This is a genomic window from Streptomyces yangpuensis (assembly GCF_001005295.1).
GTDB classification, from domain to species: domain Bacteria; phylum Actinomycetota; class Actinomycetes; order Streptomycetales; family Streptomycetaceae; genus Streptomyces; species Streptomyces yangpuensis.
In genome coordinates, this window is sequence record NZ_LBMK01000001.1 from 542,023 (window position 1) to 555,436 (window position 13,414).

Below are 13,414 nucleotides of genomic sequence, written 5' to 3' on the forward strand. Positions count from 1 at the left end.
ATCGCCGGGCGCGTCGAGGAAGGCTGGTGCGACTGGTGCGACTGGTGCGACTAGCGCGACTCGGCGGCGAAGCGGTCCCGGAGGGTGGCGTACTCGACGTCGGTCAGAAGGCCGGCCGAGTAGAGCTCGCTCAGGTGCCGCAGCCGCTCGTCGCCGGAGCGGCCGCGGGCGGCGGCGACCGGGGTGCGGCTGCGCGTGGCGGCCAGGACGGCCGCGGCGAACGGCAGTGACTCGTGCACCGCCCCGTAGCCCACGCCGAAGACGGCCGTCGAGAGGTCGTGGTCGGGGCGGGGGTCGGCCGGGGTCTGCTGGGGCTCGCGCAGCAGCAGCCGCAGGTGACCGCCCGCGCCGCCCGGGGAGCGCCATTCGACGTCGGCCAGCTCGGCCAGCGGGTACTGCTGGTCGCCCGCCTTCCACTTCGTGCCCGTGGCGCCGGTGCGCGACCAGTGGAAGACGACCGAGGAGCCGTCGAAGGCCACCCGCGCGTCGTGCGCCTTCAGCTGGAGCGGCGGCTCCGGTACGTCGACCAGGAAGTGCGGGGCCGGCTCGGCGGCGTCCGGCCCGAGCCGCGAGCGCAGGGCGGCGGCGAAGGCCGCGGCCGATGTCGCGCGCTCGCCCGGCAGCACCATCCGGTACGGGTCGCACGCCTCCTTGAGCTGACCCGCGGCGGCCTCCATCAGCGGATCGGCGCCCGGGCGCGGGACGGCACGCAGAACCACCGTGTCCCGCCTTCCGGCGGTCACGGTCACGGTGGACACCGCTTCCAGGGGAATCCGGCGCGAACCCAGTGCTTGCCACAGTCTCGGCGTTCGCATCCCCCGTGCGAAGCGGATGAGCACCGAGTCCGAGTCGAACTCCCAGACGGCATGGTTTCCGGCCAGTACGTCACCCATGCGCCACATGGTAAAGGGCGCCACCTCCGTGCGTCCCCCTCGATGCAGTGGCCGATTTCCGCGCCTCTACGCGCGTCAGTCCTGCTCTGTCCCGGAAATTCCCCGTCGGCACACGTCGTCGCCGGTCGCGCACACAACGGAAGCGAAGCTGCCGGTTCCGATCTTGGCGAAGTTGGCGACCGAGTCCGTACCTGGCGCGAAATAGCCGGTGTGGCTCTTCGCCCGGGCCGAGGACAGCAGCCGCGCGCCGAACTCCGGGGACACCGGATCGGCTCCGTGGCCCACACCGCCGAGCTCCAGGTGCGGCACGTCCGCGATCCAGTCGCCCTCGTCGCGGGTCGCCCAGACCCGGGCCGAGGTGCGCAGGTCCTGGACGTTCTCCGCCCGCATGCCGGGGCTGCCCGCCACCACCACGTCCGTGACCCGCTTGGGCAGCTCGCGCGCGGCGACCCCGCACACCACCGACCCGTAGCTGTGGCAGAACAGCGCCACGCTGGAGTTCCCGGGCAGGGACACCGTCAGGTCCTTCAGGCGGACGGCGCCGTCGAAGGCCAACCGGCCCGTGGCGGCGTCCACGCCGACCCCGGTGGGGGAGGTGTAGCCGGCCCACGCGATGACCGCCGTCCGGCTCTTCGGCGCGGCCGCCCGCTCGGCCCCGTACAACGCCTCTGCCATGCCGACCGGGGAGGTCAGCCGGCGCTGGGTGCGCTCGAAGGTGAGGAGATCGGTGTCCACGCCCGGAACGATCACCGAGACCCGCTCGGCGTCGTCGAGGTCTCCGAAGACCTCGGCCACCCGGCCGCCGCCGGTGGGGTCGAAGACGAGGATCTGCCGGCCCGGTTCGGCGAGCGAGGCGAAGCGGTGGGAACGCCGGGTGGCCTCGGCCCGGTCGGCCGGGGTCAGCGCGACGTCGTGGCTGCGGGCCTCCTCCACCAGGCGGGCCTTCTCCAGGCCGCGTTGGTTGGCCCGGTAGCGCGTGGTGACCGGCGCCCCGTCGAGGTTGCCCACGACGAGCGGGTGACTGTCGGCCAGACGGGCCCGCTGCGCACCGTCGAGGGCGGCGAAGAAGCGGGCCACCGTCCGCACGGGGGCGTCCGCCGGCGGCACCGGGCGGCCGTCCAACAGGGCCGTGGACCAGGCGTCGAGGGCGGCGGCCCGCAGCGGCGTGCCCCCCTCGGGCCGGTGCACGGCCGTCCAGCCGGTCGTCGCCAGCATGATGAAGACGACCGCCAGCGCGAGCAGGGTGCGCAGGGCGGCCGGGCGCGGGTCGGCGCCGGGAACGGTGGGGTGGGCGAGGCCGGGCAGATTCACTGAGACCAGCCTAGGAGACCGATTCCGGCCGTGGCGCGCCGGGTGACGGGGGTCACGCCCGACCGTGGGACCCCCTACGGGGTGGAGCCGGGGCCGCCGAACTTCGGAGGAAAGATCCGGAATGCCGCTTTTTGGTGGTGACTCAGCGCCAGCTCCCCGCCAGAGCGGGGGTGATGCCGTCGAGGTACGTGTCCGTCAGCCGGCGGATCGCTTCCACGCTGGTGTCGTCCCCCTGCCCCCAGAGCCGCCCCGTGACCCTCATCACTCCGAAGAACGCGGCGACGGCCACCCGGGGCCGCGGGTCGGCGTCCACGTCCAGGCCCTCGCGGGCGGCGATCAGCCGGGAGATCCGCTCCTCCAGGCCCGTGGAGCGCCGCAGGTGCACGGCGAGCAGGGCAGGCGTGGACTCGATCAGCCGGTAGCTGCGCATGTAGAGGTCGACCGGGACCACCCCGCCGAGGGCGCCGTCGACCGTGTCCCACGCGGCGAGCACGGCGCCCCGCAGCGCTTCGAGAGGCCCCTCGGACGGCGGCCGGGCGTGCAGCTCGGCGACGAAGTGCGACTCCATCAGGTCCTGGACGGCGAAGACGACCTCTTCCTTGTTGGCGAAGTAGCGGAAGAAGGTGCGCTGGGACACGGCCACCGCGGCGGTGATCTCGTCGACGGTGGTGCGCTCGTACCCCTGGGACACGAAGAGCACGAGCGCGGCGCGCAACAGCGCGCTCCGGGTACGCCGTTTCTTGCGTTCGCGCAGTCCGGTCACCCCGGTCACCGCGGTCCCCCCGGTCACCGCGGCCGCCGGGGTGGCCGGCGCGGTCCGCTCCTCGATCGTCACCGCCGGGCTCCTTTCTGACGCCGAGGGCGGTCAGAGTACCCGTGACCGACGGCGCGGCGGCCGATCCTCCGAGCCGTTTCGCGAAGGCGCGGCGACCCCGTCCGGTCACGCGATCGGGGGTCGCGGATGACACGTCCGGGTCGGCCGTGAACGGCGTCCGCAGCCGTACCAGGGCGGGCGCGGGCCCGCCGCGAGGGCGCCCGGAGGGGTCAACTCCGTACGGGTGGACGGCCCGCCGGACGGTTCCGCCCGGGCTGTCGCCTATCAGGGTGGACCCGGCCGGCCTCTCTTCCGTACGACCGTCACCGCAGGTCAGCGTGGTGTCGGCGGAGCACCGGAAGCGGTCCGGGCGCCCGCCGTCCACAAGGAGTTGACCCGTCATGCGTACGTGTGGAATCACCCGCGTCACCACCGCCCGAGCCACCACCGCCCGCGTCACCACCACCCTCGCCGCGACCGCCCTGGCCCTCACCGCCCTCATCCCGACCGCCGCCGGTACGGCGCATGCCGCGGGCCCGCCGGGCCTCGGGGCCTGCGCGAGCGGACAGCTGTGCCTGTGGGCGAAGCCGGAGTTCAAGGGCACCCGGCAGACCCACGAGCTGAGCACCCTGGACATCAACAGCTGCACCGCCCTGCCCGCCGGCACCAGCGCCCAGTCGCTGGTCAACCGGACCGGGCGGCCGGTCACCACGTACCAGTCGGCGGAGTGCGCGGAGACCGGCGAGTTCCAGACCTATCCGGGCGACGGGGTCTGGCTGCCCCAGTCCCCGTACCAGGTACGCGCCTTCAAGGTGTGGGAGCGGTAGCCCCGCGCTGCGCCGGCGCGGCGGGAGCCGGCGGGACGGTGGCCGGGTCCGCCGTCCCGCCCAGCCGGGCGACCTCGCCGCGCAGCGCCCGCACCTCCGCCTGGAGTTCCAGGATCGCCGCCAGGTGGAGCCGCTCCGCCTGGTCGTCGCGCTCGAAGCGGGAGATGAACCACGCCGCGATGTTGGCGGTCACCACACCGAGCAGGGCGATCCCGGACAGCATCAGGCCGACCGCCAGGACCCGGCCGAGGCCGGTGGTGGGCGAGTGGTCGCCGTACCCGACCGTCGTCATCGTGGTGAAGGACCACCACACGGCGTCGCCCAGGTTCCTGATGTTCCCGTCGGGCGCGTCCCGCTCCACGCTCAGCACGGCCAGCGAGCCGAACATCATCAGCCCGACGACCGACCCGGCCACGTACGTCGTCAGCTGGATCTGCGGGGCCATCCGGGCCCGCCGGCCCACCAGCAGCAAGGTGGCCACGAGCCGCAGCAGCCGCAGCGGCTGTACGAGCGGCAGCACCACGGCCGCCAGGTCCAGCCAGTGGGTCCGTACGAACCGCCCGCGCTCCTCGGAGAGGGCCAGCCGCACCAGGTAGTCGGCGGCGAAGGCACCCCACACCACCCACTCCACAGCGGTGCAGGCGCCGTGCACCCGGGCACTGGCGTCCGGAGCGACGATGGGCACGGCGTACGCCACGGCGAAGGCCACGGCGAGGACGAGCAGCGGGGTCTGGCTCCGCCGCTCCCAGAGCAGCCGGCGGGATGGTTCCTTCATGCGGAGCATCGTAGGCAACGCGCAAAGGGGCGCGGGCCCCGGCCGGAGCCGGGACCCGCGCCCACGCCCGCCGCGAGGCGACTACGCGTCGCCGCCGGCCGCGCCCGGGTCCGCGGCCGCCACGTCGAGCAGCTGGTACTTGTCGACGGCCTGCTTCAGCACCGAGCGGTCCACCTTCCCCGCCTTGGCCAGCTCGGTCAGCGTCGCCAGCACCACCGACTGGGCGTCGATGTGGAAGAAGCGCCGGGCCGCACCGCGCGTGTCCGCGAAGCCGAAACCGTCCGCGCCCAGCGAGGTGTACGCGCCGGGCACCCACCGCGAGACCTGGTCCGGAACGGACCGCATCCAGTCCGAGACCGCCACGAACGGCCCCTCGGCGCCCGACAGCTTCCGCGTCACATACGGCACGCGCTGCTCCTCCTCCGGGTGGAGCAGGTTGTACTCCTCCACCTCGACGGCCTCGCGCCGCAGCTCGTTCCAGGAGGTCGCCGACCAGACGTCCGCCCGGACGTTCCACTCCTCGGCGAGGATCCGCTGCGCCTCCAGCGCCCACGGCACCGCCACGCCGGACGCCATGATCTGCGCCCCGATGCCGCCCGCCGTGCCCTGCGAGACGCGGTGGATGCCCTTGAGGATGCCGTCCACGTCCACGTCCGCCGGCTCCGCCGGGTGCTGGATCGGCTCGTTGTAGACGGTCAGGTAGTAGAAGACGTCCTCCGCCTCGGGGCCGTACATCCGGCGCAGACCGTCCTGGACGATGTGCGCGATCTCGTAGCCGTAGGCCGGGTCGTACGCCACACAGCCCGGGTTCGTCGAGGCCAGCAGCTGGGAGTGACCGTCCGCGTGCTGCAGGCCCTCACCCGTGAGGGTGGTCCGCCCGGCGGTCGCACCCAGTACGAAACCGCGCGCCAGCTGGTCGGCCATCTGCCAGAACTGGTCACCCGTGCGCTGGAAACCGAACATCGAGTAGAAGACGTAGACCGGGATCAGCGGCTCGCCGTGCGTCGCGTACGCCGAACCCGCGGCGATCAGCGAGGCCGTGCAGCCCGCCTCCGAGATGCCGTCGTGCAGCATCTGGCCCGTCGGGGACTCCTTGTACGCGAGCAGCAGGTCGCGGTCGACCGCCTCGTACTGCTGGCCCAGCGGGTTGTAGATCTTGGCGCTCGGGAAGAAGGCGTCCATACCGAAGGTCCGGTACTCGTCGGGCGCGATCAGCACGAACCGCTTGCCGATCTCCTTGTCCCGCATCAGGTCCTTCAGGATGCGGACGAAGGCCATCGTGGTGGCGATCGACTGCTGGCCCGAGCCCTTCTTGGCGGCCGCGTAGGTCTTCTCGTCCGGCAGCGGGAGCGGCTGTGCGCGCACCACACGGGTCGGTACGTACCCACCGTGCGCGCTGCGCTGGTCGTGCATGTACTGGATCTCGGGCGAATTGCGGCCCGGGTGGTAGTACGGCGGCGCGCCGCTCTCCAGCTGCGCGTCCGTGATCGGGATGTGCAGCCGGTCGCGGAAGCCCTTGAGGTCGTCGACCGTCAGCTTCTTCATCTGGTGCGTGGCGTTGCGGCCCTCGAAGTTCGGGCCGAGCGTCCAGCCCTTGACCGTCTGCGCCAGGATCACCGTCGGCTGGCCCTTGTGCGCCTTGGCCGCCGCATACGCCGCGTAGACCTTCTTGTGGTCGTGACCGCCGCGGCCCAGGTGCTGGATCTGGTAGTCGGTCATGTTCTCGACCATGGCGCGCAGCCGCTGGTCCCCGCCGAAGAAGTGCTCGCGGATGTACGCGCCCGACTCGGTGGCGTACGTCTGGAACTGGCCGTCGGGGGTGGAGTTCATCTTGTTGACCAGGATGCCGTCGCGGTCCTGGGCCAGCAGCGGGTCCCAGGAGCGGTCCCAGATCAGCTTGATGACGTTCCAGCCGGCGCCCCGGAACTGCGACTCCAGCTCCTGGATGATCTTGCCGTTGCCGCGCACCGGGCCGTCGAGGCGCTGCAGGTTGCAGTTGACGACGAAGGTCAGGTTGTCCAGGCCCTCGCGGGCGGCGATCGACAGCTGGCCGAGCGACTCGGGCTCGTCCATCTCGCCGTCGCCGAGATACGCCCAGACGTGGGACCTGGAGGTGTCCGCGATCCCGCGCGCCTCCATGTACCGGTTCATCCGGGCCTGGTAGATCGCCCCCAGCGGGCCGAGGCCCATCGAGACCGTCGGGAACTCCCAGAAGTCCGGCATCAGCCGCGGGTGCGGGTAGCTGGAGAGGCCGTACGGGGCCTTCGACTTCTCCTGGCGGAACGCGTCGAGCTGCTGCTCGGTGAGCCGGTCCAGGAGGTAGGCGCGGGCGTAGATGCCGGGGGAGGCGTGGCCCTGGAAGAAGATCTGGTCGCCGCCGTCGCCCTCGTCCTTGCCCCGGAAGAAGTGGTTGAAGCCCACGTCGTAGAGGGAGGCGGAGGAGGCGAAGGTCGCGATGTGGCCGCCGACGCCGATCCCGGGACGCTGGGCGCGCGAGACCATGACGGCCGCGTTCCACCGGGTGGCGTTCAGGACCTTGCGCTCGATCTCCTCGTTCCCGGGGAAGAAGGGCTCGTCCTTGGTGGCGATCGTGTTGACGTAGTCCGTGCTGCGCATCTCGGGCACGGCCACGCGCTTCTCGCGCGCCCGCTCGATCAGCCGCAGCATGAGGTAGCGGGCGCGTTCACGGCCCCGCTCGTCGACCGCTGCGTCCAGGGAATCGAGCCACTCCTGGGTCTCCTCCGGATCGAAGTCCGGGACCTGACTCGGGAGGCCGCCAATGATGATCGGATTGCGATCGGATGCGGAAGCCACGCTGTTCCTTCGCTGTCGGGGGAGTCGTGCTGAGGCCGTCACTGGGGGGCGCCGCCTCCCATGGTCTTACGCTCGGCCGTCTTCGTCATCCGTACCAATGGGTAATCCCTGCTATCGACGGGGATGCCCGGCAGGCTGGAGGGGCCCGGCGAGGTGCGGACGGGTCCGGTTCCGCGGTGCGGGGTGGCGGGTGCGACCAAATCGCAACCTTACGCCCAAGGCGGTCGCCGGCTCCGGGAGGCCGTTCGTCCCTCAAACAGGTAGGAAAGTCCTCATGCGATGCGAATGAGCTGGAATGGTGTGGGATGAATCACCAGAGGTGCACACGGGCACGCTGAAAGTTGCGGCGAGACGGCCGTAATCGTCACCGTTTCGACGGTCTCGGCGGCCGGGTACTTGCGCGATCCGCCGCGCCCGTGTGGACTACGCCCAATGCTGCGCGTACGCGCGCCGCCGAAGACATTCACCGAACATGAGCAGGAGGCACCCCGTGAGCGCGACCGCGGACCACGCGGAGAGCCTGGCCGCCCGGCTGGGTTTCCAGTCCGAACAGGTGGTCCAGGAGATCGGCTACGACGACGACGTCGATCAGGAATTCCGTGACCTCGTCGAAGAGCTCGTCGGCGAACTCGTCGACGAGGAGTACGACGACGTTGCCGACGCGGTTCTGCTGTGGTTCCGCGAGGACGACGGCGATCTGACGGACGCGCTGGTCGATGCCACCGAGCTGGTCGAGGACGGCGCACTGATCCTGCTGCTGACCCCCAAGACGGGCCGTGACGGCTACGTCGAGGCCAGCGACATCAGCGAGGCCGCCGAGACCGCCGGTCTCTCGCAGACCAGGAGCGTCAGCGTCGGCAAGGAGTGGGCCGCCACCAAGCTGGTGACCCCCAAGACCGCCGCCAAGTCCAAGCGCTGAGCCGCGCCCGCTGCCGAGCGGACACGCTTCCACACCCCGCCGACCAGGTGATCCCGGTCGGCGGGGTGTGTGCGTTTCCCGTGATTTCGTGTGTTTCGCGGATCCGGGTGCGCCAGGTCAGGATCTAGGCTGTGACTCACCCGAACAGCCCAACGCGGGGATGCGGGAACGAAGGGATGCGAGAGATGGCGATCGAGGTCGGCGACAAGGCCCCGGACTTCGAGCTCAAGGACAACCACGGCGCCACCGTGCGGCTCTCCGGCTTCCGGGGGGAGAAGGCCGTGGTGCTGCTCTTCTACCCGTTCGCCTTCACCGGTGTCTGCACCGGCGAGCTGTGCGAGCTGCGCGACCAGCTCCCGCGCTTCCAGAACGACGACGTCCAGCTCCTCGCCGTCTCCAACGACTCCGTGCCGACCCTGCGGGTCTTCGGGGAGCAGGAGGGCCTGGAGTACCCGCTGCTGTCGGACTTCTGGCCGCACGGCGAGACCTCCCGCGCGTACGGCGTCTTCGACGAGGACAAGGGCTGCGCGGTCCGCGGCACCTTCATCATCGACAAGGACGGTGTGGTGCGCTGGACTGTCGTCAACGGACTGCCCGACGCGCGTGACCTGAACGAGTACATCAAGGCGCTCGACAGCCTCTGAGCGCGACTGCGCGGGCCGTTACGCGCAGTTCCCTGCGAAAACCGCCAACCGGCGGGAACCCGTCACTAGGATCGAAACGTTGATCCGGTAGCAACCGCACGACGGGGCACCGCCCCACACAGAACCCAATGGAGGACCCGTGGGAGTCAGCCTCAGCAAGGGCGGCAACGTCTCGCTGACCAAGGCCGCGCCTAACCTGACGGCGGTCATCGTCGGTCTGGGCTGGGACGCTCGCACCACCACCGGTGTCGACTTCGACCTCGACGCCAGCGCGATCCTGACCAACGACCAGGGCAAGGTCGCCAGCGACGCGAACTTCGTCTTCTTCAACAACCTGAAGAGCCCCGACGGTTCGGTCGAGCACACCGGTGACAACACCACCGGTGAGGGCGAGGGCGACGACGAGGCGATCAAGGTCAACCTCGCCGGCGTCCCGGCCGACGTCGCCAAGATCGTCTTCCCGGTCTCGATCTACGAGGCCGAGACCCGCCAGCAGAGCTTCGGCCAGGTCCGCAACGCCTACATCCGCGTGGTGAACCAGGCCGACAACACCGAGCTCGCCCGCTACGACCTCTCCGAGGACGCCTCGACCGAGACCGCCATGGTCTTCGGCGAGCTCTACCGCAACGGCGCCGAGTGGAAGTTCCGGGCCATCGGCCAGGGCTACGCCTCGGGCCTGCGCGGCATCGCGCAGGACTTCGGCGTCAACGTCTGAGTCCGAGAGCAGTTCGTCCGTCCGGCGCCGTGCACTGTGTGTACGGCGCCGGACGCGCTTCGCCCGCCGCACCGCTTCACCCGCAGCACCGCAGCAACCGTCACATCGCCACCGTCGTCCGGGGAGGACCACAACATGGGCGTCACACTCGCCAAGGGGGGCAATGTCTCCCTGTCCAAGGCCGCACCGAACCTCACCAGGGTTCTGATCGGTCTCGGATGGGACGCGCGCTCGACCACGGGAGCCGACTTCGACCTCGACGCCAGCGCGCTGCTCTGCAACGGCGGCCGGGTGCTGGGGGACGAGTACTTCGTCTTCTACAACAACCTGAAGAGTCCCGACGGCTCCGTCGAACACACGGGGGACAACCTCACGGGCGAGGGCGACGGCGACGACGAGTCGATCATCATCGACCTCACCAAGGTGCCGGCGAACGTGGACAAGATCGTCTTTCCGGTCTCCATCCACGAGGCGGACAGCCGTCGGCAGAGCTTCGGCCAGGTCAGCAATGCCTTCATTCGCGTGGTGAACCAGGCCGACGGCCAGGAACTGGCCCGCTACGACCTCTCCGAGGACGCCTCCAGCGAGACCGCGATGATCTTCGGCGAGGTCTACCGGTACGGGGGTGAATGGAAGTTCCGTGCAGTGGGGCAGGGGTACGCGTCGGGGCTCCGGGGCATCGCTCTAGACTTCGGGGTCAACGTTTCGTAAAGCCGTACACAGACGCATGGGGTGCCAGGTGCCAGTGGTTCTGAAAACCTTCGGCTGGTCGTTCGCCATCACGGCGCTCGGCCTTGCCTTTGCCGCGTGGCAGTGGGGGTGGGAGGCCTTCGGGGTCGTACTGATCCTGTCGATCCTCGAAATCTCCCTGTCGTTCGACAACGCGGTCGTCAATGCCGGAATCCTGAAGAAGATGAATGCCTTCTGGCAGAAGATCTTCCTCACCATCGGCATCTTGATCGCCGTGTTCGGTATGCGGCTGGTCTTCCCGGTGGCGATCGTCGCCATCAGTGCGAAGGTCGGCCCCATCGAGGCGATCGAGCTGGCCCTGGACCAGCCTGAGCAGTACGAGGCCCTGGTCACCGACGCCCACCCGGCCATCGCCGCGTTCGGCGGAATGTTCCTGCTGATGATCTTCCTCGACTTCATCTTCGAGGACCGCGACCACAAGTGGCTCGCCTGGCTGGAGCGCCCGCTGGCCAAGCTCGGCAAGGTCGACATGCTGTCGGTCTGCATCGCCCTGATCGTGCTGCTCGTCTCGGCGATGACCTTCGCCGTCAACGCCCACACCAGCACCGGCCACCAGGACAAGTCCGCCACCGTGCTGCTCGCCGGTGTCGCAGGCCTGATCACCTACCTGATCGTCGGCGGCTTGTCCTCCTACTTCGAGGACAAGCTGGAGGAGGAAGAGGAGCGCGAGCACGAGGAGGAGGAGAAGGCCAAGGCCGCGGGCAAGCCCGTCTCCGCCGTCGGCCTGGCCGGCAAGGCCGCGTTCTTCCTCTTCCTCTACCTCGAGGTCCTCGACGCCTCGTTCTCCTTCGACGGGGTCATCGGCGCCTTCGCCATCACCAACCACATCTTCTGGATGGCGCTCGGCCTCGGTATCGGCGCCATGTACGTCCGTTCGCTCACGGTCTACCTGGTCCGCCAGGGCACCCTGGACGACTACGTCTACCTGGAGCACGGCGCGCACTACGCGATCGGCGCGCTCGCGGTCATCCTGCTGATCACCATCCAGCACGAGATCAGCGAGATCATCACCGGCCTCATCGGCGTGGTGCTGATCGCGGCCTCCTTCTGGTCCTCGGTGCGCCGTAACAAGCGCCTGGAACTGGAGGGTTCCACCGTCGACGCATGACCGCGCCGTTAATGCGGAACGCTCCATTGCGGGGCGGTCCGCCGGGTTCACGGACCCGGCGGACCGCCCCGTTTTCCGTAGGCTTCGCGGAGATCAGGGGATCAGGGGACCAGGGGGTAGGGGATGGGATTCTTCGACGGCATCATGGGCAGCCGGGCCGTGCAGTTCCAGTCGGGCAGCGCCTCGTCGAACGCGATCGAGCTGACCAAGCGAGCGCCGACGGTGTCGCTCACCAGGCAGGGCGCCGTCCACGGCAATCTGCGCGTCAATCTGTCCTGGCGCATGCGCACCTCGGACATCGGCGGCCGCTCCGGCCAGAGCGGCCAGCTCTTCCGCCACCCGTTCAAGCTGTTCAAGCCGGACATGGTGCAGGCACACACCCAGGGCATGGTCAACGTCGACCTCGACATGGGCTGCCTGTACGAGCTGACCGACGGCACCCGCGGCGCCGTCCAGCCGCTGGGCAACCTGCTGGGCGACCTCAACGACCCGCCGTTCGTCAAGCTCAGCGGCGACGACCGGTTCGGATCGGGGTCCGGGGAGACCCTCTACATCAACCTCGACCACGCCGACGACATCAAACGGCTGCTGGTCTTCGTCTACATCTACGACCAGACCCCGGCCTTCGACCGGACGCACGCCATGGTGACCCTCTACCCCGTGACAGGCCCGCGGATCGAGATCCCGCTGGACGAGCGGCACCCGCAGGCCCGGTCCTGCGCGGTCGTCTCCCTGGAGAAGGTCAAGGGCGAGCTCGTCGTGAAGCGCGAGGTGAAGTTCGTGTACGGGTTCCAGTCCGAGCTGGACCGCCTGTACGGCTGGGGGCTCCAGTGGGGGCGGGGCTACAAGAGCACCAAGAGGTGACCCCGGAGCCCACGCAGCCCCCGGAGCCCCTGGCCCCCGGGAGTCCCAGGGGCGCGTTCCGCTCAGTGGCGGATGAACTGAGGGCCCTGCGCCGGCAGCCGGAAGGACGGGTCGCCGCCCGGACCCGGCACCGGAGCCGGGGACACCGGCTGCGGGTACCCGTAGGCGGGCTGGGCGGCCGGCGGGGCCTGCGTCGGCGGGGCCATCGCGGCCGTCCGCTCGGAGGCCGGGCCCGCCGTGGCTGCCGCGGGGCCGGAGGCCACGCCCGCCTCGGCCTCGGCGGCGGCGTTCTCGTCGACCGAGATCCCGTGGTCGGTGGCCAGACCCACCAGCCCGTCGGAGTAGCCCTCGCCGAGCGCCCGGAACTTCCACCCGTCGCCGCGGCGGTACAGCTCGCCGCAGATCAGCGCGGTCTCCGCGCCGGTCTCGGGCCGCACGTCGAAGTAGGCCAGCGGCTCGGAGCCGCCGGTCGCGGTGGCGTCGTACAGCAGGATCCGCAGGTCACGGACCCGCTGGAAGGGGACGTCCTCGGCCGAGGCGACCACCAGGATCCGGTCCACGCTCGGGGTCACCGTGCGCAGGTCCGCCTGGACGGCGTCGGTGATCGCGTCGCCGACCTGCTTCTTGCCGAGGCGCCAGACGGCTCCCGAGGGGTGCCGGGGCTGGTTGTAGAAGACGAAGTCCTCGTCCGAACGCACCCGGCCGTCCGGGCCCACCAGCAGCGCCGAGGCGTCCACGTCCGGCACCTCGGGGCCGCCGGTCCAGCGCAGCACCGCCCGGACCGCCACGGGGGCCACCGGGATGTTCGAGCCCTTCTGCATCGCGTGCGTCATGCACGTCATCCTGCCCTCCCGGGGCGGGGCCGGACAATGCGGCCCCCCGTATGACCCCATAGGGCTTGTACCGATCGCGGTACCGATCGCGCGAGCTGGGCATCGTGCAAGAGGGTTACCTGAACTTCATGTGCTTGAGGAACTCTT

Annotated in this window: 13 protein-coding genes; 7 read left to right on the forward strand and 6 right to left on the reverse strand. The window is 70.3% G+C overall.

Annotated features, from left to right (window positions below):
• Positions 1–50 precede the first annotated feature (50 nt).
• The 3 genes from AAT21_RS02400 to AAT21_RS02410 all read right to left on the reverse strand — a co-directional run bounded on the left by AAT21_RS02400 (position 51) and on the right by AAT21_RS02410 (position 2,994).
• Positions 51–893, reverse strand: a complete 843-nt coding sequence (locus tag AAT21_RS02400) for a DUF4429 domain-containing protein (RefSeq protein WP_046775535.1) — start codon at positions 891–893, stop codon at positions 51–53.
• Between the two features lie 75 nt (positions 894–968).
• Positions 969–2,198, reverse strand: coding sequence for an alpha/beta hydrolase (locus tag AAT21_RS02405; protein ID WP_235438686.1), 1,230 nt, complete (start codon positions 2,196–2,198; stop codon positions 969–971).
• A gap of 148 nt (positions 2,199–2,346) precedes the next feature.
• On the reverse strand, positions 2,347–2,994 hold the full coding sequence (locus AAT21_RS02410; RefSeq protein ID WP_046775537.1) for a TetR/AcrR family transcriptional regulator: 648 nt from the start codon (positions 2,992–2,994) through the stop codon (positions 2,347–2,349).
• A 425-nt stretch (positions 2,995–3,419) separates the two neighbouring features.
• Between AAT21_RS02410 and AAT21_RS02415 the strand changes: the two genes are divergently transcribed.
• Positions 3,420–3,845 (forward strand): peptidase inhibitor family I36 protein, encoded by a 426-nt coding sequence (locus tag AAT21_RS02415; protein WP_046775022.1) that lies wholly within the window; start codon positions 3,420–3,422, stop codon positions 3,843–3,845.
• Here the strand turns inward: AAT21_RS02415 and AAT21_RS02420 are convergent.
• Together AAT21_RS02420 and aceE are read right to left on the reverse strand one after the other, a co-directional pair.
• On the reverse strand, positions 3,826–4,620 hold the full coding sequence (locus AAT21_RS02420) for a potassium channel family protein (RefSeq protein WP_046775023.1): 795 nt from the start codon (positions 4,618–4,620) through the stop codon (positions 3,826–3,828). The two genes, AAT21_RS02415 and AAT21_RS02420, sit on opposite strands and share 20 nt — an antisense overlap.
• Before the next feature lie 81 nt (positions 4,621–4,701).
• A complete protein-coding gene (gene aceE, locus AAT21_RS02425) occupies positions 4,702–7,434 on the reverse strand; it encodes a pyruvate dehydrogenase (acetyl-transferring), homodimeric type (RefSeq protein ID WP_046775024.1) in 2,733 nt (910 codons plus the stop codon).
• A gap of 490 nt (positions 7,435–7,924) precedes the next feature.
• Here aceE and AAT21_RS02430 point away from each other — a divergent pair, with 490 nt between their 5' ends.
• The 6 genes from AAT21_RS02430 to AAT21_RS02455 all read left to right on the forward strand — a co-directional run bounded on the left by AAT21_RS02430 (position 7,925) and on the right by AAT21_RS02455 (position 12,434).
• The gene (locus AAT21_RS02430) at positions 7,925–8,353 is read left to right on the forward strand and encodes a DUF3052 domain-containing protein (RefSeq protein ID WP_030841248.1); all 429 of its coding nucleotides are present in this window, start codon (positions 7,925–7,927) and stop codon (positions 8,351–8,353) included.
• A 185-nt stretch (positions 8,354–8,538) separates the two neighbouring features.
• A complete protein-coding gene (locus AAT21_RS02435) occupies positions 8,539–8,997 on the forward strand; it encodes a peroxiredoxin (protein ID WP_046775025.1) in 459 nt (152 codons plus the stop codon).
• Positions 8,998–9,136: 139 nt separating this feature from the next.
• Positions 9,137–9,712, forward strand: a complete 576-nt coding sequence (locus tag AAT21_RS02440; protein ID WP_030026013.1) for a TerD family protein — start codon at positions 9,137–9,139, stop codon at positions 9,710–9,712.
• Between the two features lie 135 nt (positions 9,713–9,847).
• Entirely contained in the window at positions 9,848–10,423 is a 576-nt protein-coding gene (locus AAT21_RS02445; protein WP_030841252.1) for a TerD family protein, read from the forward strand.
• A gap of 34 nt (positions 10,424–10,457) precedes the next feature.
• Positions 10,458–11,570: a DUF475 domain-containing protein gene (locus AAT21_RS02450; RefSeq protein ID WP_046775026.1), complete on the forward strand. Its 1,113-nt coding sequence runs from the start codon at positions 10,458–10,460 to the stop codon at positions 11,568–11,570.
• Positions 11,571–11,693: 123 nt separating this feature from the next.
• Entirely contained in the window at positions 11,694–12,434 is a 741-nt protein-coding gene (locus AAT21_RS02455; protein ID WP_046775027.1) for a TerD family protein, read from the forward strand.
• 62 nt (positions 12,435–12,496) lie between these two features.
• Here the strand turns inward: AAT21_RS02455 and AAT21_RS02460 are convergent, their stop codons facing one another.
• Positions 12,497–13,267 carry a TerD family protein gene (locus AAT21_RS02460; protein WP_046775028.1) on the reverse strand — a complete coding sequence of 257 codons (771 nt, stop codon included), beginning with the start codon at positions 13,265–13,267 and terminating at the stop codon, positions 12,497–12,499.
• Positions 13,268–13,414 lie beyond the last annotated feature (147 nt).